General features: G+C 64.0%; 16 protein-coding genes. 8 read left to right on the top strand and 8 right to left on the bottom strand.

All coding sequences use genetic code 11. The annotated features are described in order from the left end of the window. Nucleotides 1–241 precede the first annotated feature (241 nt). Together AC0L30_RS27965 and AC0L30_RS27960 are read right to left on the bottom strand one after the other, a co-directional pair. Nucleotides 242–1,921 carry a mucoidy inhibitor MuiA family protein gene (locus tag AC0L30_RS27965; protein ID WP_473405675.1) on the bottom strand — a complete coding sequence of 560 codons (1,680 nt, stop codon included), beginning with the start codon at nt 1,919–1,921 and terminating at the stop codon, nt 242–244. 167 nt (nt 1,922–2,088) lie between these two features. Further along, the gene (locus AC0L30_RS27960) at nt 2,089–2,709 is read right to left on the bottom strand and encodes a response regulator transcription factor (protein ID WP_473405674.1); all 621 of its coding nucleotides are present in this window, start codon (nt 2,707–2,709) and stop codon (nt 2,089–2,091) included. A gap of 204 nt (nt 2,710–2,913) precedes the next feature. Here AC0L30_RS27960 and AC0L30_RS27955 point away from each other — a divergent pair, with 204 nt between their 5' ends. Continuing rightward, complete coding sequence (locus AC0L30_RS27955; protein WP_473366541.1) at nt 2,914–3,942, top strand: AraC family transcriptional regulator; 1,029 nt, start codon at nt 2,914–2,916, stop codon at nt 3,940–3,942. Nucleotide 3,943: 1 nt separating this feature from the next. Here the strand turns inward: AC0L30_RS27955 and AC0L30_RS27950 are convergent, their stop codons facing one another. Further along, nucleotides 3,944–5,155 carry an NnrS family protein gene (locus tag AC0L30_RS27950; protein ID WP_473405673.1) on the bottom strand — a complete coding sequence of 404 codons (1,212 nt, stop codon included), beginning with the start codon at nt 5,153–5,155 and terminating at the stop codon, nt 3,944–3,946. Between the two features lie 128 nt (nt 5,156–5,283). On the opposite strand from AC0L30_RS27950, the gene AC0L30_RS27945 reads away from it, so the two are divergent. After that, nucleotides 5,284–6,006 carry a Crp/Fnr family transcriptional regulator gene (locus AC0L30_RS27945; RefSeq protein WP_473366543.1) on the top strand — a complete coding sequence of 241 codons (723 nt, stop codon included), beginning with the start codon at nt 5,284–5,286 and terminating at the stop codon, nt 6,004–6,006. Between the two features lie 75 nt (nt 6,007–6,081). Here AC0L30_RS27945 and AC0L30_RS27940 read toward each other — a convergent pair whose 3' ends face one another. Continuing rightward, nucleotides 6,082–6,279 carry a DUF1858 domain-containing protein gene (locus AC0L30_RS27940; RefSeq protein ID WP_007596228.1) on the bottom strand — a complete coding sequence of 66 codons (198 nt, stop codon included), beginning with the start codon at nt 6,277–6,279 and terminating at the stop codon, nt 6,082–6,084. A 180-nt stretch (nt 6,280–6,459) separates the two neighbouring features. After that, nucleotides 6,460–7,812: an oxygen-independent coproporphyrinogen III oxidase gene (gene hemN / locus AC0L30_RS27935; protein WP_473405672.1), complete on the bottom strand. Its 1,353-nt coding sequence runs from the start codon at nt 7,810–7,812 to the stop codon at nt 6,460–6,462. A gap of 159 nt (nt 7,813–7,971) precedes the next feature. Here hemN and AC0L30_RS27930 point away from each other — a divergent pair, with 159 nt between their 5' ends. The 3 genes from AC0L30_RS27930 (at nt 7,972) to AC0L30_RS27920 (ending at nt 10,442) form a co-directional block, all read left to right on the top strand. Further along, entirely contained in the window at nt 7,972–8,178 is a 207-nt protein-coding gene (locus AC0L30_RS27930; protein WP_007596230.1) for a hypothetical protein, read from the top strand. A 236-nt stretch (nt 8,179–8,414) separates the two neighbouring features. Beyond that, nucleotides 8,415–9,512 carry a copper-containing nitrite reductase gene (gene nirK, locus AC0L30_RS27925; RefSeq protein WP_473405671.1) on the top strand — a complete coding sequence of 366 codons (1,098 nt, stop codon included), beginning with the start codon at nt 8,415–8,417 and terminating at the stop codon, nt 9,510–9,512. A 51-nt stretch (nt 9,513–9,563) separates the two neighbouring features. Then, entirely contained in the window at nt 9,564–10,442 is an 879-nt protein-coding gene (locus AC0L30_RS27920; protein WP_007596232.1) for an SUMF1/EgtB/PvdO family nonheme iron enzyme, read from the top strand. Between the two features lie 211 nt (nt 10,443–10,653). On the opposite strand, the gene AC0L30_RS27915 is transcribed toward AC0L30_RS27920, so the two are convergent. Genes AC0L30_RS27915 through AC0L30_RS27905 form a run of 3 tightly spaced genes read right to left on the bottom strand, consistent with a single transcriptional unit; the run spans nt 10,654 to nt 12,684 of the window. Continuing rightward, nucleotides 10,654–11,289 (bottom strand): GNAT family N-acetyltransferase, encoded by a 636-nt coding sequence (locus AC0L30_RS27915; protein ID WP_473366546.1) that lies wholly within the window; start codon nt 11,287–11,289, stop codon nt 10,654–10,656. Nucleotides 11,290–11,310: 21 nt separating this feature from the next. Further along, on the bottom strand, nt 11,311–11,961 hold the full coding sequence (locus AC0L30_RS27910; RefSeq protein ID WP_473405670.1) for a CoA transferase subunit B: 651 nt from the start codon (nt 11,959–11,961) through the stop codon (nt 11,311–11,313). 15 nt (nt 11,962–11,976) lie between these two features. Beyond that, on the bottom strand, nt 11,977–12,684 hold the full coding sequence (locus tag AC0L30_RS27905; RefSeq protein ID WP_007596238.1) for a CoA transferase subunit A: 708 nt from the start codon (nt 12,682–12,684) through the stop codon (nt 11,977–11,979). A 289-nt stretch (nt 12,685–12,973) separates the two neighbouring features. Between AC0L30_RS27905 and AC0L30_RS27900 the strand changes: the two genes are divergently transcribed. The 3 genes from AC0L30_RS27900 (at nt 12,974) to AC0L30_RS27890 (ending at nt 18,499) form a co-directional block, all read left to right on the top strand. Further along, nucleotides 12,974–14,902 (top strand): AsmA family protein, encoded by a 1,929-nt coding sequence (locus AC0L30_RS27900; RefSeq protein ID WP_473405669.1) that lies wholly within the window; start codon nt 12,974–12,976, stop codon nt 14,900–14,902. Between the two features lie 109 nt (nt 14,903–15,011). Then, a complete protein-coding gene (locus tag AC0L30_RS27895) occupies nt 15,012–16,928 on the top strand; it encodes a WG repeat-containing protein (protein ID WP_473405668.1) in 1,917 nt (638 codons plus the stop codon). Between the two features lie 185 nt (nt 16,929–17,113). Beyond that, nucleotides 17,114–18,499 (top strand): ABC transporter substrate-binding protein, encoded by a 1,386-nt coding sequence (locus AC0L30_RS27890; RefSeq protein ID WP_354160035.1) that lies wholly within the window; start codon nt 17,114–17,116, stop codon nt 18,497–18,499. Nucleotides 18,500–18,668 lie beyond the last annotated feature (169 nt).

The raw sequence follows: 18,668 nt of genomic DNA, 5'->3' as shown, positions 1-18,668 counted from the left end.
ATCCAGCTATCGCATCCGCTTGCCTGTCCGCTCCCGCGCAATGCGGCTTCTTACCGGACGCCGAAGTACCCTGCCGCTCTTTCAACACGGTCACCGCCCGGCTTGCCGGGGCGATCCAGTAATCCGCGGCGCCGGCGATTGAATCGTGACGCCGCGGCGTACTGGATGCCCCGCCTTCGCGGGGCATGACAGGGAGTGAGCGAGCGCGAGCTAAGACAGCATCGCACTTCGGCGCCGCCCATCAACCCGCCGGCACGATCACCATGCTCTTGTCTTTCGGCCAGCGAATGCGCCAGGCGAAATTGATGTCCTTGACCTCACCGGGCTTGGCGTCGAACGACCATTCCAGCACGCCGCGCCGGTCGCGAATGTTGCTTGCGGTCGGCGGCGTGGTCGCAGGCAACATCTCGACGAGGATGTCCTCGTTCTCGCTGACCGGCAACTGATCCTCGATCGCGACCTTGATCGGGAAGTCGTGACCGTTGCGGATCGTCGTCTTGAACGATCGCTCGTCGGTCTTCGAGGTCGTGACCAGGAGACCGGCCGAACCTTCGTTGCGCTTGAGCACCGCGCGCTCGATCCTGACCTTGTCGTCGGCGCCGAAGCCGAGCCGCACGATATCGTCCTTGGCCGAAGCCGAGAGCTTGCCGCGGCCGACGAAGGTTCCATCGCGATAGATTGCGACCTTGCCTGGCAACAGGCTCGTGTCGTCGGCCTGCTTGAAGCTGGCTTCGAGGAAGGCGGTGGGATCCATCACCGGAGCCGCGCGCACCGTGAGATCGGCGGGCACGGTCATCGAGGCGATGCGCAGGCTCTTGGCGCCCTCGGCGGGGGCGAGGCTGACGCGGCCGGGAATTTTGTAGGTGGCCTGGAAGTCGCCGATCTCGGCGACCGCCTGCTGTTCTTCGGCGCGTTCGGCAAGATCTTCCCTGGATCGGCTGGCATAAGCCGGAGCTTCCATCTTACGCTGCATTGGCGCCGCCGCAGGCATTGCCGAATCCGAAAGCGAACCCAGCGCCCGCGGCTTCGGCACTTGCGGATACTGCGCGACCAGCGAATTCAGCTCCGGCGCGCTGCCGCCGCGGCCGATGCGGACCGTGGAGACGCCGAGCGTGACGTTGGACCAGTCCTCGCCGGTCGATTGCGTGACTTCGGCACGGCGAACCAATTCGAGCTGCGGCTTGCGATCCTTCGCGCCGGTGTCGAGGCGGGCGTCGTAGAGCGGCAGCCAGCGCGCATTGCGCACATTGTAGGTGACCCTCAACGTCGCCTTGGTTGCTGCCGGCACGGCGATGTCCATGCGGACTTCGAGCTTGCTCGGCGGCTTGGCCTTGCGCTCGATTTCGAGCTGGCCGATCTGCCGATCGATCTCGCGCATCTTGCGCGTGGCGTCGCGAACGGCGGTATCGGCGCTCGCAATTTCCTCCCCGACGGTGGCAAAGGCCGTGCGCCATTCGGCAATCGGCCGCGCCTCGCCCTTGTCGCCGATGCCGGCGGGCGATGCTTCCGCAAAATGCTCCGCGAATTTGCGCCGCGCATTGGCCGAGTCGATCGCGCCTTGCAGGTCGGCGCGCTGGTCATTCAGCGCCTCGATGCGCTTGTCCAGCTCCGGCAGATTGACCGGCGCCGCACGTGGCGTTCGCGCATCGATCGTGCCGATGGTGAGCTTCGCTCCCCCCTCACCCTCCACCCGGATCGAGGAGGTGTCGAGACCAAGCGGGAAGTCCTTGGCAATGAGCGTCGAGTCACCAGACGGCAGGTCCACCGCGATGACGCGGGTGACGGTCGCGCCATCAGGGTAAACCGTGACGGTATCGATGGCCGATGTGGCGTCCAATTCGGCAGCCCATGACGACGACGCGAAGGCCGTGGTCACCAGAACCAGGCTCGTCGTTGCCAAACATCTTGCGGTGATGCGCATCAAGTCCCTCCTCCAAGTCATCGCCGCCGCCAGCCGGACGCGCGATCCAATGCCTCGCCAACATGGTTGGACGCGGCAGGGAAGGAACTGGTTCGATTGAGGTTTCCGTGGGGCGCCGCCGCGGCGGCAGCGGGGCCCGGAACGGGTCGTCGGCCGCGACAGAGCCCTTAATCCTGAGCGGACGACCCCTGGCCGAAAATGCGGCGAAGCAGGTCTGTCACGTTCTTGGCGCCCGCCTTCTTCAGAATGCCGGCGCGATAGCCTTCGACCGTCCGTGCGCTCAGATGCATGCGCCGGGCGATCTCCTTGTTGGTCAGGCCGGCGGCGAGATGCTCGAGCACGTCACCTTCGCGCGCGGTCAGGGGTTCGCAGCCGGGCAACCAGCGCTGCCGGTTGGAGCCGGGCTGCGCGAACTCGTCGATGGCGGCATCGATCCGGTCGACGATGTCGCGGGTGCGGAACGGCTTCTCGATGAAGTCGGCCGCACCGCTCCTGATGGCATCGACCGCCATGGCGATGCTGCCGTTTGTCGCGGTCACCAGCACCGGCGCCATGCAGTTTTCCTCGCGCAGGCGCTTGAGCACGTCGAGACCGGAGCGATCGGGCGGCATCTCCAGCAGCACGCAGGCCGGCATCCGCGCCTTGGCCTCCGAGAGCAGAGACGCGCCGTCGGCGAAGCAGATCACGTCGTATGCGCTCTGTTGGAGCGCGGTGGAAAGTTGTTCGCGGGAGGCGGCATCGGTGTCGATGACGAATACCTCACCCTTGGAAAGCATGTTCCCAGGCATAATTCCGATCCAGCAATGTCTTTTGGTCAAATGGTCCGAGACAGCAGCGGGGCCTCGTCGCGCCGCGCCGTCATATGCACGGCATTCACGCCCGTGCTTCGGTTTCACTTATGTATGTTCCACCCGGTTCCCGGATTTGACGGATCGGGACATAAACTTTACATTTCGGGACATCTGCGGGAATGGCTGGCAGGAACGGTTCGCATGACCGACCTCATTCGCAGCGCGGGCTTGAGCTATTACCCGGAGGTCGCCCGGTCGGTCGGGCTCGACCCCAGACAGATGATGCGCAAGGTCAGGCTGCCGCTGGCCTGCCTCGACAAGCCCGATACGCCCATTGCCGTCACCGGCCTGCGACGTCTGCTCGAATTGTCGGCAGAGGCGTCCGGAGCCGAAGATTTCGGCTTGCGGCTTGCCGAGCGCGGCGGGCTGACCAATTTCGGCGCGGTCGGCCTGATCGTGCGCGAACAGGCGACGGTAGGTGAAGCCATCGAAGCCTTCTCGCGCTTCATCCCGATCCATCACGACGGCATGAAGCTGGACGTCACCCGCGACAAGCAGACCGTGACCGTCGCGCTGCACCTGCGCGGCCGACAGCCGACCGCGCCGCGCCAGTCGATCGACATGGCGCTCGGCAGCGTCCACCGCATCATCCAGTCGCTGTTCGGCAGCGATTGGCGGCCGCAGGAAGTGCACCTGCATTACCCACCGCCGCACGACCGCAAGCGCTACCGCGAGTTCTACGGCTGCCGCGTGACTTTCAATGCGGAGGACGATTCGATCCTGTTGTCGGCGCACGACATGGAGCGCCGGATCCCGAGCGCGCATCCGCTGATCGCGAGCTATCTGCGCAAGCGGATCGAGGCGATCGAGACGCGGCCGGCAAGCTGGGAGGAGAAGGTCGACGAGGTCGTGCGTCTCCTGCTCGCCGGCGGCGACTGCACGGTCGAGCGCGTCGCCGAGCACCTCGCCTGCACCCGCCGCACCGTCCACCGGCACCTCGCCGAAGCCGGCACCAGCTTCTCGGCGATTCTCGACGCGCAGCGCGCCGATCTCGTGGTCCAGCTGATCGATGATCCCGGCCGGCCGCTGGCCGACATCGCCGTGCAGCTCGGCTTCTCCGCGCAGAGCGCCATGGCCCGCTGGTTCCGCGGCCATTTCGGCTGCACCATCACCGCATGGCGCAAAGGCGTCAGGCCATTGAAATCGTCGACCGTGGCGACCGCAGCTTGAATCAGCGTGCCGGGACGGGCACGCCCATGATGGCGAGGGCGCGGCGAGGGCTGCCGGCGAGCAGCGGGCCGAACGCGATGGCAAAGCCGAGGAACGCAACGATCCAGCCGCAGGCGGCAAGGTGCAGCAACGCATCGCTGTGCGCAGGCCAAACCACCGCCGCGACCCGCGCCAGCGCCGCGACGATGATCGCGGCATAGATGGCTTGTGTCGCCGGCGACGCCGTCAGCGCCTGTCCGGTATGGCCGAGACTCGCTCGGGTCATCACCGCGACCGTCATGGTTCCGGCCGCGCCCGCCATCCAGGCGTGGATGCCCGCGCTCGGCGGCAACGCGCCGAAGACGGCAAGAGCATGCAGGAGGAAGCCAAGCGGCACGAAGACATAGCCGACATGGAGAATCAGGAGCAGCCTCTCGCGGAAGGTGCGGTCACCGGCCCAGCGTGCGAGCCGCACCAGATGGAGCCCGCCGACAAGCGCCATCGCCACGCCGGTGAGGGTGCTCAACGGCGCCACAATCCACGCGATGATCGCAATTGCGCTGCACCCGATCACCACACCGTCAAAGCGTCCGAATGGCACCGGGAGGCGGCCGGGGTTGAACTTGACCAGCCAGTTGCGGGTGAAGCTCGGGATGATGCGGCCGCCGATCAGCGAGATCATCAGCACGACCACGCCGATGCCGACGCGGATGCCGACATCGGCCGCACCCGCATAATGCGCTTCGAGATGGAAGCCGACATTGCCGGCGAGCAGCACGAGCACCAGCACCACCACAGGAAAGTTGCGCCAGTTGCCGCCGGCGATGATCTCGCGCGTTGCTGCAGCGACGACCAAGGTCAGGAAGGCGGCATCGACGGCAAGCGCAAACGCCCAGCCGATATCGGCGGACAGCGTCACGGCGACCCGGCCGGCGAGCCAGACCGCCAGCAGCGCGCCCAAGGACGTCCCCTGGATCGGCAGCCGCCCGGTCCAGTTCGGAATCGCCGTGAACAGGAATCCCGTGATCACCGCCGGCAGGAAGCCGTAGAGCATCTCATGGACGTGCCAATCGCGCGGCGCGAAAGCCGACGTCACCGACAATTCGCCGTAGAACATCGGCAGCCAGGCCAGGATCGAAAGCCCAGCCTGGATGGCGGCGAGCAGGAAAAAGGGCCGAAAGCTGTTCGCAAACAGCGGCCAGCCCTCAAAGTTGCGGGATCGGGCGCCAGCCATGGGTCAACTCCAGTCGATTCAAATCGTCGCCTGGAAAAATACTGCCGTCCGGCCGGCTCGTTTTTGAGCTATCGCAAACACCCTGACGATTGCAGGTGTCATCACACTTCCAGCGCCAAGGAGGCAGAATGGCCAAGGTCGACACATCGTTGGTTGCGCATTTGCCGCTGTTTGGGGGTGTCAAACCGGAGGACCTCGAGGAGATCCTGCGCGAGGCCCGCTCAGTGCGCTATCCCAAGAACAGCGCCATTTTCGAGCAGGGTGCGGACGCGCAATCCTTCTTCCTGCTGCTGCACGGCCATGTTCGCGCAGCCAAGACCACACCGAGCGGCGAGCAGATCGTGGTGCGCTACGTCGCGCCGGGCGAGACGTTCGGTCTCGCGATGGCGATCGGGGCCGCGCGCTATCCCGCCACGGCGATCGCGGTCGACGACAGCGTCGCCCTGATCTGGCCGACCTCGGCCTGGCCGCGGCTGGTCGAGCGATTTCCCTCGCTTGCCGCCAACACGCTCCAGACCGTCGGCACGCGGCTGCAGGAGAGCCACACCCGAATCCTGGAAATGTCGACCCAGCAGGTCGAGCAGCGCGTCGCGCATGCGCTGCTGCGCCTCGCCAAACAATCCGGCAAGAAGCTCGACCATGGCATCGAGATCGATTTCCCGATCAGCCGCCAGGACATCGCGCAGATGACCGGCACCACGCTGCACACCGTGAGCCGCATCCTGAGCGGCTGGGAACAGCGGGGGCTGGTCGAGAGCGGCCGTCAGCGCATCATCCTGCGCGATCCGCATGGCATCGTCGTGCTGGCGGAGCGGAGCCCTGACAGCGGCGCGGCTCAAGGCCAGGGGTGAGGGTCGCTTCCGCTTACGGCGAAAGCGCCCCTCACCCGGGAATCCGCGCGCAGCCCGCGCGAATTCCAGATCGGTTCACGCCGGCACGCGGTCACACAGCGCGGCGAGGAATTTGTCGCGATCGATGCCATGCTCGCGGCAGGCGTCATCGACCGTGTGGAAGGTTGCGATCGGACAGCCCACGCAGGCCATCCTGAAGGCGAGAAACACGCGGATCGTGTGCGGCGCCGTGCGCATGATGTCATCGACCAGATCGTCGGATCCAAAAGGCATGGACAACAACTCCGTTCCGAAACCACGATAGCAGAGCGGGCGGCGGTTTCTTTGTTGGAGCGCAAGCTGCTTGTCATTCCGGAGCGCGCGAAGCGCGAGCCCGGAATCCATCGGGCAGCAGACCGAGAGGTGAAATGGATTCCGGGCTCGCGCCAAGTGGCGCACCCCGGAATGACGGGACTACACCGCCCGGCTGTGCAACTGCTTCGCGGGATCCAGATGCGCGTCGAACGCGGCTGCGACGCTGCGCACGAGAAAGCGGGAGTCCTTGGCGACTGCGATGCGGGCGCCGTCGAGTTTCACGACGCCGTCGGAAATCAGCGGCTTCAGACGCGATGCCGATTTCAGCATTGCCCCGGCCTCTGCGCCATGACGCGCGCAGATGTCGTCGAGATCGGCGCTGAACTCGCACATGATGCGCTCGATGATGTCGGCGCGCAGCCGGTCGTCGTCGGTGAGTCCATAGCCTTTCGCGGTGGCCAAATGGCCCGCGGCGATGCTCTGCGCATAGGCGCCGATCTGCACCTCGTTCTGGACATAGCCCTGCGGCAAATGTCCGATCGCGCTCGCGCCGAAGCCGAGCAGAACTTCGCCCTGGTCGGTGGTGTAGCCCTGAAAATTGCGCCGCAGCGTGCGTTGCTCGAAGGCCACGGCCATGGAATCGCCGGGTCGCGCGAAATGATCGAGCCCGATCTGCACGTAGCCGGCCTCCTTCAACGCATTGGCGATCGCGCAGGCTTGGTCGTGGCGCGCAAGGCCGTCGGGCAGCACGGCCTCGTTGATCATGCGCTGGTGCTTCTTGAAAGCAGGCACATGCGCGTAGCCGAACACCGAGAAGCGGTCGGGCCCAAGCTCGAGCGAACGTCGCACCGTATCCAGGCACGAGGCAACGGTCTGGTGCGGCAGACCGTAAATCAGATCGAAGTTGATCCCGTTGATGCCGGCGCGCTGGAGCATGTCGACCACGGAAGCCGTCTGCTCAAAACTCTGCACCCGGTTGATCGCGCGCTGCACGACAGGGTCGAAGCTCTGCACGCCCAGGCTCGCGCGATTGACGCCGGAGAGCCGCATCGCCTCGACCATGTCGGAAGTCAGCGTGCGGGGATCGATCTCGACTGCAATCTCGGCCGACGGCAGCACGAAGAACGATTGCCGCATCGCCGCCATCAACTCGGCAAAAGCCTCCGGCGCCATGATCGTCGGCGTGCCGCCGCCGAAATGGATGTGCTCGACCTTGATGCGCCGGCCGATCGTCTCGGACACCTGCGCGATCTCGCTGCGCAGCGTACGCAGATAGGCCGCGATGAGACCGTCTCGACGAACGATCTGGGTATGGCAGCCGCAATACCAGCACATCTCGCGGCAGAACGGCACGTGCAGATAAAGCGACGCGCTGGCCGCCGCCGGGAGCTCCGCCAGCCAGCGGGCGTAGGCCCCCGCGCCGATCTCCGGCGAGAAATGCGGTGCGGTCGGGTAGCTCGTGTAGCGCGGCAATCGTTCTTCGCCGTAGCTCGCCGCAAGATCGGCCCTCATATCTTACCCATTCGTCAATCAATGCTGCGCAGCGGGGCGGCGCATCCCGGATGGCACGAAATTACTCGTTTTCGGGTGCGAAACCTTGCGCTCGCTCAAAGTCCGAGCACGGGATCGGAGCCATGGTGACATTTGATTATTGCCCTCTGGAGATAGGTTATGGCGTCGTTCGCGCTCGATCTCGTTCTGTGGCTCACCGGCGTTCGCGGCCATATCCCGCGCTTCGACGATTTTCGTCCCGTCCCCTCCACGCCCACCGTTGGCGCCGGCCACGTGGTCCGCGTGATGGTCATCACGGCCGCGGTCTTCGCCGCGCTGTCGCTCGCGGTTTGGGGCACGGTCTGGATTGCGATCCAGTTGCTCTAATCGACGACAATCCATTCGCAATAAACGCAGCTGAACATGCGAACGATTTGCGGCCGACGCGACTGACGTCGCGAGTCGTCACGTCTTTCGTATCGCCGATGCGATCTTCGACAAACTCCTAAGGATTTTACCGGAGGCGAATTCGGCAAAAGCTTGTCGCAGCACAAACACACTTGCCGCGATCGGCGCACACTGCATTCCGTCATCAAAACCATTTCAGATGAAGGATGCTTCCGATGTTCACCCGCCGAGCCGCATTGATCAGCGCCGCCGCAACCGCCCTGATGCTGGCGACACCCGCCTTGGCTGCCGATGATCTCAAACTGCCGCGCCAGAAGGTCGAGCTGGTCGCTCCGCCCTTCGTGCATGCGCACGAGCAAGCGACCAAGCAGGGTCCCAAGATCGTGGAGTTCACGCTCACGATCGAGGAGAAGAAGGTCGTCATCGACGAGAAGGGCACCACGTTCCAAGCGATGACCTTTAACGGCTCGATGCCAGGTCCGATGATGGTCGTGCACGAGGGCGACTATGTCGAAACGACGCTGGTCAATCCCGCAACCAACTCCATGCCGCACAACATCGACTTCCATTCCGCGACGGGCGCGCTCGGCGGCGGTGCGCTCACGCTGGTCAATCCCGGCGAGCAGGTCGTCTTGCGCTGGAAGGCAACCAAAACCGGCGTGTTCGTCTACCATTGCGCACCGGGCGGCCCGATGATCCCCTGGCACGTCGTCTCCGGCATGAACGGCGCCGTGATGGTGCTGCCGCGCGACGGCCTCAACGACGGCAAGGGCCACGCACTGAAATACGACAAGATCTACTATGTCGGAGAGCAGGACATGTACGTGCCGCGCGACGACAAGGGCAATTTCAAGTCCTATGAATCGCCGGGCGAAGCCTTCACCGACACCGAAGAGGTGATGAAGAAGCTGATCCCCTCTCATGTCGTGTTCAACGGCAAGGTCGGCGCGCTCACCGGCAAGAATGCGCTGACCGCCAATGTCGGCGAGAACGTGCTGATGGTGCATTCGCAGGCCAATCGCGACAGCCGTCCGCATCTGATCGGCGGCCATGGCGACTATGTCTGGGAGACCGGCAAGTTCTCCAACGCGCCGGAGACCGGGCTTGAGACGTGGTTCATCCGCGGCGGCTCGGCGGGAGCTGCGCTGTACAAGTTCATGCAGCCCGGCATCTACGCCTATGTCACGCACAATCTGATCGAAGCCGCCGACCTCGGCGCCACCGCGCACTTCAAGGTCGAAGGCAAGTGGAACGACGATTTGATGACGCAGGTGAAGGCCCCTGCCGATATCCCGGCCCCCAACACCAACTAGACGCGACGAGGGGCCGGTGAATGACCGGCCCCTTTTCCTTGGGGAACGACCATGCTGATCGCATTCAAGTTGAAACTGCTGCTCGCCTGCGCCGCCGGGCTTGCAGGGCCGATCGCGGTGGCGCCGCTCGTGTCGGAGATCGGGACCCACGGCGCTGCGACGGAGCCCGCCATCGTCAGGGTCGCGCCAGGCAGCCTGTCCTATCGCGAGGCCGGCGATTTCACGCGTGCCGGGCAGCAGGCGGAAGCGCCGCTGCGCGCGATGCGCTTCGAGAGGCCGCTGTACATCATGCGGCATCAGGTCTCGTCATCCGACTATCAGATTTGCGTGCAGGAGGGCGCTTGCCGCGCGCTTGATCGCGGCGTGGCCATCGCCTCCGATCGACCCGCGGTGCAGGTGAGCTGGCATGATGCCGAGGCTTATGCGGGTTGGCTCTCGCGCAAGACCGGTCACAGTTACCGCCTGCCGAGCGACGTGGAATGGGCCTTTGCGGCCGGCTCCCGATTCAGGGATGACGGCCTTCCGGTGGACGCAACAGATCCATCGAAGCGCTGGATCGGCCGCTATGAACGTGAATCCGAACGCGACCTCTTCGACACGACGACCTATCCGTTTGGCAGGTTCGGTGTGAACGAGCACAGCATCGAAGATCTCGCCGGCAATGTCTGGGAGTGGACCTCGACCTGCTTCGTGCGCTCGCGGATCGACGCAGCCGGCAATGCCGGCCGTCCCACCGTGAACTGCGGTGTGCGCGTCGCCGAAGGCGCGCACCGCGCCTATGTCACCGATTTCATCCGCGACGCCCGTGCGGGCGGCTGCGCACAGGGCGTCCCTCCCGCCAATCTCGGCTTCCGCCTGGTTCGAGAGGAAACGTCCTGGGTCGCAAGCGTGTCGGCGCGGTGGAGCAAGACGTGGGCAGCAAGGTCGTAGCGGATCTAAACGCGAGGGAAGATCGACGCCGGCGCCTCATATTCAGTCATTGCGAGCGCAGCGACTTGTCCGCCGAAGCCTCGGCGAAGGCGGAAGCAATCCAGAATCTTTCTGCGGAGACAGTCTGGATTGCTTCGTCGCAAGAGCTCCTCGCAATGACGAAATTGCGGCGCGCGCCCGGCGCTCAACCGTCACTGCACGCGCGGCGTGCTCAGATCGCCCGCACGAACATGCGAAAGCCCGGCGCACCGATGATCGCCTCGAAGGCAGGATCGCGCTTCTCCTCGGCAAGGACGAAGCCGGCCTTGGCATAAGCGCGCTCGGCGGGCTCGTTGCCGATCAGGAACGATATCGTCGCCCGGGCAAATCCAGCTGCCCGCCCCTTCTCCAGCGCATGCGCGATCAGTGACTGCACCAGGCCGCGGCCGCGATAGGCGGGATCAGTCGCGACATACTCGATCATCCAATCGCCCTCGCCGCCCTGAACCCAGCAGGCGCGCGTGTAGCCGGCGCGTTGACGAATGGCCTCCAGCTCTGCCGGGGCGAGCCCGGACGCGGCTGCGACTTCCTCGATCGCACGCCAAGCCGCTGGTCCCGTGCCGGCCGCCGGTAGCGCACACAAGGCGGCAGCAGACTTGCCATCGATCTCGGCGACCAGAAATTGCGAGACGTGCCACATCGACACTGCGCGGGCGACTGCGACGCGCGCGATGAAAGCGCGGCACTGTGTTTCAGGCCAACCGAGCGCAACGTCGAACCAGCCGCGCGGCCGGTAGCCGCGCTGCGATGACAGGATGGTTTGTGCGATGAAATCGGCGTCTTCGGGACGCGCAGACCGTATCGTCATGCGCGCCCCTTCGCGAAAACCTTACGTGTTCTTCAGCGCGACGCGGAATTCGGCTTCGGTCTTGGCCTTGACCTCGTCGAGCGAGACGCCGTCGGCGAGCTCGATCAGCGCCATGCCGCCGCTGCCGTGCTTGTCGATGGTGAAGACGGCCAGGTCGGTCACGACCATGTCGACCACGCGCTCGCCGGTCAGCGGCAAATTGCATTGCTTCAGGAGCTTTGGACCGTCCTTGGCCGAATGCTCCATCACCACGACCACGCGCTTGACGCCGGCGACGAGATCCATCGCGCCGCCCATGCCCTTGACCATCTTGCCGGGGATCATCCAGTTGGCGAGATCGCCGTTCTCGGCCACCTGCATGGCGCCGAGGATCGACAGATCCATGTGGCCGCCACGGATCATGCCGAAGGAATCCGCGCTCGAGAAGTACGAGGTCGACGGCAGCTCGCTGACGGTCTGCTTGCCGGCGTTGATGAGATCGGCGTCCTCTTCACCCTCATAGGGGAACGGGCCCATGCCGAGCATGCCGTTCTCGCTCTGAAGGCTGACGTCCATGCCGTCGGGGATGTAATTCGAGACCAGCGTCGGGATGCCGATGCCGAGATTGACGTAATAGCCGTCACGCAGTTCCTTCGCGGCGCGCGCAGCCATCTGTTCACGGGTCCAGGCCATCTTAGTCTCCTGATCTCAAGCTGCCGTGCGCGGGCGGGTGTTGCGGAATTCGATGCGCTTCTTGGCCGTTCCGACCTCGACGATGCGCTTGACGAAAAGACCGGGTGTGTGGATGTGGTCGGGATCGAGTTCGCCGGCCGGAACCAGATGCTCGACCTCGGCCACCGTGACCTTGGCGGCCGTCGCCATCATCGGGTTAAAGTTGCGCGCGGTCTTGCGGTAGATGAGGTTACCTGCGGTGTCGCCCTTCCAGGCGTGGACGATGGCGAGGTCGGCGAACAGGCCGCGCTCCATCAGGTATTTCTGCCCGTCGAATTCCTTCACTTCCTTGCCTTCGGCGATCAGCGTGCCGACGCCGGTCTTGGTGTAGAAGGCCGGAATGCCGGCACCGCCGGCGCGGATGCGCTCGGCCAGCGTGCCCTGCGGATTGAATTCGAGTTCCAGCTCGCCGGCGAGGAATTGCTGGGCGAACAGCTTGTTCTCGCCGACATAGGACGAGATCATTTTCTTGATCTGGCGGGTTTCGAGCAGGCGGCTGAGGCCAATGCCGTCGACGCCGGCATTGTTTGAGACCACCGTCAGGTCCTTGACGCCGGAGTCGCGGATCGCGTCCGACAGCGTTTCGGCGATGCCGCAAAGGCCGAAGCCGCCCGACATGATCATCATGCCGTCTTTCAGAACACCCTCGAGAGCCGACTTGGCGTCGGGATAGACCTTGTTCATGCAAATTACCTTCGAGTGAACCTTCGGCTTGCAGGCGTCGCGCCTTAGTGGCGGCGATTATTAGGCGAAATCGTCCGAAGCCGTCAATGATACGGGGTTCTCCGCTCCACCCCTGGGTGATAGAAGCTGCCCAAGCCGTGGGCGCAACCGTTCCCGCGGCCTTGAAAGCGACAAGAAAACCCATCAAGTTGCGGCACTTAACACAATAGGTCTTGGGCGTGGGGCGCGCAGGTTTCCCGGCCCGCCTTCTGGCTCCAGCGACCAACTCGATCAGGACATGCCATTGACCATGGCCCAAGGAATGAAGCGCCTCGGGACGCCGATCGCGGCGCTGCTCGGCGTGGCGCTGATCGCCCTGATCGCGACCTCATGGCTCATCAACCGCGACGCGCTGCGCAAGGCGGTGGAAACGCAGATCCGCGACGTCACCGGGCTCGAGGTCAATGTCGCGGGCGCGATCGACATTTCGGTGCTGCCGGCAAGCTACATCTCCTTCCATGACGTCGGCCTGAAGGGCGGCGGCACGAGCGATCCCGCGCTCCATGTCGACGTGCTCACCGCGAACCTGCGGCTGCTGCCGCTGCTGCTGCAACGGTTCGAGATCGCCGACCTGACGCTGCTGCGGCCGCGCATCCATGTCAGCCTGAAGCCGGACGGCGAAAGCAACTGGACGCCGTTCATCCAGACCATCGCGCGCACCATGAAGCCCGGCGCCGAGAATCAAGTGTCGTTCTCCGAGATCCGGATCCAGGACGGCCTGCTCGATTACGAGGACGCCGCCATGCACGGCACCGAGAAGTTCGAGGACATCGACCTCTCGCTGGCCTGGCCCTCGATCTCGCGCTCCTTCGCTGCGACCGGACAATTCGACTGGCGCGGCGAACGGGTCGACGGCTCGATCAGCTTTGCCGATTTCGTCGCCGCGCTCTCCGGCGAGCGCTCGGGGTTGAAGGCGCGAATCGCGAGCGCACCGCTCAAGCTCGCCTTCGACGGCAGCGTCGCCAACCGCACCAGCCCGATGATGGAGGGCACGCTCACCATCGACAGCCCGTCCTTGCGCAACGCGCTACGCTGGACCGGCCAGCCGCAGCCCGCCAGCGGCGGCTTCGGCCGCTTCGCGTTGAAGGCGCGGGCCAATGTCGTCGGCGCGTCGATCGCGCTCACCAATGTCAATGTCGAGCTCGACGGCAACACCGCCGAGGGCGTGATGACCTACGCCAATAACGGCCGGCAGACGCTGCAGGCGACGCTCGCAGCCGACGCGCTCGACTTCACACCCTATATCTCGACCTTCCGCCTGCTCGCGAGCGGCGCGCGCGACTGGAACAGGCAGCTGTTCGATCTCAACGCCCTCTCGACCACCGACCTCGACATGCGCCTGTCGGCCGCGAAGCTGACGGTCGGGGCGTCGAAACTCGGCCGCACCGCGATCGGCGCAAATCTGCGCAACGGCACGCTGGCGCTCTCGGTCGGCGAGGCACAGGTCTATGGAGGCATCGCCAAGGGCTCGTTCGGCATCGCGCGCTCCGACACCGTGGCCGACATCAAGGCGCAATTCCAGTTCACCGACGTCGACCTTCAGGCCTGCGCCTCCGAGCTGTTCGGTATCAACAAGCTGTCCGGGCGCGGCAACATCAACGTCTCGCTCGTCGCGTCCGGCTCGAGCCCGTTCGGCCTCGTACAGTCGCTCGACGGCAGCGCCACCGTGACCGGGCATGATGGCGCGATCGCGGGCTTCAATGCCGAGCAGCTCCTGAAGCGGCTCGAGCGGCGGCCGCTGTCCGGCGGCGGCAATTTCCGCAACGGCTCGACCCCTTACGACAATCTCACCATCGCGGTGAAGTTCTCCGACGGCGTCGCCACCGCCGAGGACATCCGCGTCGAAGGACCGGCGGCGAAGATCACGATGACCGGTACCGCCTCGGTGCCGACGCGCGAATACGACATGAAGGGCGTGGCCAGCCTCAACAGCGCATCGGGGTTCGAATTGCCCTTCGTGGTGCAGGGCCCCTGGGACGACCCCCTCGTCTTCCCCGATCCGGAAAGCCTGATCCGCCGCTCGCCGGCCTCTGCGCCCCTGCTCGACATGCTGAAAGACCGCAAGCCGGGCGACGCGGTGCGCTCCGCGATCGAGCGCATCACCGGCACCGGAAAACGTCCCGCACCGGCCGAAGCGCCGACAGCGGAGAACGCCAAGGAAGGCGCGAAGTCGAACTAGTCCTGAGCGGATCGCGGACGCGGAACGCCTCCGCCAACGCATAAGAGCCGTCCGTATTTCGCCACGATGGTCTCATACCTGAGGTTGAAGCAGGAGGAGACATCGCCCAATGGGAAGCTTTGGAAGATGCCGGGTGGCCGCCGTTATTGCGGCGCTCGCGCTGGTCACCGTCGCGAGCGCCTCGCATGCGCAAGACGTTTCACGACCGGAGTCTGTTGATCGCCCCTCCGCTCTTCTCCTTCCTGCCGGGAAGGTCATTTTCGACGCCGCGGTGGCTCGTGCCAACAGGGGCACAAACGGCTTCGGCCTGCCCCCTTCGTTCCCACTGCCCTCGTGCGGATTTCCTGATGGGCTTTGCGGCGCGGTGAACCGCGACGGCACGCTTGCTGTGCCGGCCGAATACGATTGGGTCGATACCTTCCATGAAGGGCGCGCGCTGGTGCGATCGAATGGTCGCTATGGCTATGTCGACACAAGCGGTCATGTGATCGCAAAGCCGCAATATCCGATTGCAGATCGCTTCTCGCACGGATTTGCGCAGATCGACGTCGGCGGCCGATCCGGTCTGATCGACCTCGACGGCAACACCGCGCTCGAGCCGAAGTTTGGCTACGTCATTCCCTTCACCGAGAAGGTCTTCTTTGCCACCGAGGGCCGGACCACGTCAGGAGGCATCGCGGGCACTGAGCAGTTCAGCCATGGGATTTTCGAGTTCGTCGGCGCGATCGCCGACAGCAGAGCGGTCACTGCGACAGGCAAATGGGGCCTCGTGGACCGCTCCGGCGCCTGGCTTGTTCCGCCGTCTCTCAACGCGATCCTGCCTTTTGACACCGAAGGCACGGCGCTCATGCTGGCGAGGGTCGATTCAGGATGGGGTGTGATACGTCCCGACGGAAGCTGGGAGATCGAACCAAAATTCCAGCAGCTTGGTTCGTTTGTTGATGGGATGGCCCCCGCAAAGGTCGATGACCATTGGGGTTTCATTGATCGCGCGGGACGCCTCAAGATCGAGCCGAAATTCGAGAACGTCCATCAATTTGTACACGGCGCGAAATTTACCCCAGCCCGCCTGAACGGCCGATGGGGCCTGGTAGATCGCACCGGCGAATGGGTCGTCCAGCCCCAATACGAAAACATATCTCTGAAGGGGACTGCGCCATGGTCGTGGGACATTCAGAACGAGAAGAAGCATGGCTATCTCGATGAAAACGCCAAGCTCATTGTCCCGCCCCTATTCGATTTTTCGGTCGGGCGATGCGCCAATGGACGCATTGTCGGGGAGATCGACAGGCAGCCGCGAATTCTTGATGAGAATGGCAAGTCGATCGAGCCGCAGGAGGGTGAGCTATCGAGGCCGGTGACCTGCGACGGACCTTATATCCTCAAGATTAGCGGTAAATTTGCCTATGCGGCAGCCGATCTCACGCCGATGACGGCACAGCGGTTTGACCGTGCCGGCCCTTTCGTCGGCTCTCTTGCTGTCGCCGGTTTTGGGGACAAATTCGGATTGTTGAGAACTGACATCACCTGGGCCATAGAACCCACGCTCGATGCGATCTCTCCAGGCTTGCCGAATGGTTCGGTTCTAGCGCGGCTGGACGACAGGAACGGCATCATCGATGCCTCGACCGGTGCATGGATCACCAAGCAGCCTTTCGAACGCATCTGCCACATCAGGCCTGATATGGCCATGGCATTCGAGGGGGGTAAACGCGGCATCCTTGATGCCCATGGCTCCTGGCTAATCAAACCGCGAGAGGGACGGATGGGCATTCGCCTCGAGGATGGCTTGGTCCCGGCCCAATCGGGCGGGCATTGGGGCTTCATGAATGTGGAAGGAAAAATGGTGATCGAGGCGAGATTCGATGCACCGACGTTTTTTGATCGTGGCATCAACTGGACCAGTACCGACGCCTCTTGGTGTCCGATCGACCGCAGGGGACAGCCGATCGAAGGCCTTCAATGCCAGCCGTCGGACCCGCTAAAGAGACAGTTTGGCGTATTTGCATGTCAGCTCGGGCCCTGAGACCTCACGCGAATTGATCAGGGCGAATTGATGCGGCGATTGGATCGATGCCGCACATTAAGCATCTCCTCTCGCCCGACACCCCACGACCTATGTCTGACAAGAAGCCGCTAGATCGGATAGCGGCCATGCGCTAGTGTTTTATACGACCGGTTAAAAACACCGGCCGTTTGAGGGAGAAAAACGTGAAATCCAAGGTTATTGGCGCAGTATCACTGGCGGTCGCTGCGGCCGGGCTGTTCGCAGCCGCTGCACCCGCATTTGCGCAGCAGAAGACGATTACGGTCTGGTGGGGCAAGGGCTTCTACCGCTCCGAAGACGACGCGCTGCTCGAGACGATCAAGAAGTTCGAAGCCAAGACCGGAATCAAGGTCGAATTGTCGCAGTACGCGATCCAGGACATGATTCCGAAGACGGTCGCCGCGCTCGATGCCGGCACCGTGCCCGACGTCGCCTATTCCGACTCTTATGACGTGCAGGCCCAGGGCAAGTGGGCCTACGAGGGCAAGCTCGAGGATCTCACCGACGTCATGGAGCCGATCAAGGGCCGGTTCGTGCAGAACACGCTGGACGCCTCGATCCTCTATAACGACGTCACCAAGAAGAAGGCCTATTACGGCTTCCCGCTGAAGCAGCAGAGCATGCACGTCCAGATCTGGAACGACATGCTGGAGAAGGCCGGCTTCAAGCAGAGCGACATTCCGACCGACTGGGCGGGGTACTGGACGTTCTGGTGCGACAAGGTGCAACCGGGAATCCGCAAAGCCACTGGCCAGCGCATCTACGCCGTCGGCCAGCCGATGGGCGTAGAATCCACCGACGCCTTCCAGTCGTTCTACACCTTCATGGATGCCTACCACGTCAAGCTGGTCGACGACGACGGCAAGCTCACGGTCGACGATCCCACGGTCCGCGAGAACCTGATCAAGGCCATGAAGGACTACACCGACACTTATATCAAGGGCTGCACGCCACCGTCCTCCACGACCTGGAAGGATCCGGACAACAACGTCGCGTTCCACAACAAGACCATCGTGATGACCCACAACTTCACGATCTCGATCGCGGCTAAGTGGTATGAGGACTCGCAGAACCAGGCGCTCACGCAAGAGCAGCGCGACGCCGGCAAGAAGGCTTATGAGCAGGACATCATCACGGCGTCCTTCCCCAAGGCGCCGGATGGGTCGACCATCCGCTACCGCTCCGACGTCAAGACCGGGCTGGTCTTCAGCGTTGCCAAGAACAAGGCCGAGGCCAAGCAGTTCATCAGCTTCCTGCTCCAGGAAGAGAACGTTCGCCCCTATATCGAGGGCGCGCTCGGCCGCTGGTTCCCGGTGACGAAGGAAAGCCAGGCCAGCCCGTTCTGGCAGGCCGACAAGCACCGCAAGGCGGTGTACGCCCAGTTCACGGGCGGCACCGCGCCGTTCGATTTCACCAAGAACTGGAAGTTCACGATTCTCAACAACGAGAACGTGTGGGCCAAGGCGATGAACCGGGTGGTGAGCGAGAAGGTTCCGGTCGACAAGGCCGTCGACGAACTGATCGCCCGCATCAAGCAGGTCGCGGGTTAAGTCATCATCCCCTCGCCCCGCCCAGCGGGTGAAGGTATAAGAACAGTACCGGGGGGGGGGGGGGGGGGGGGGGGAGAAGAAAAACAAAAAAAAAAAAAAAAAATAACCTAGAATGGGGTTGAATGAAGCCCCCCCCCCCCCGCACCGGCCCGGGGCCGCCCCCCCCCAC

Source organism: Bradyrhizobium sp. MI1.11 (assembly GCF_055811255.1).
The sequence above is the reverse complement of the archived record's forward strand: the minus strand, read 5'-3'. Positions and strand labels throughout refer to the sequence as shown.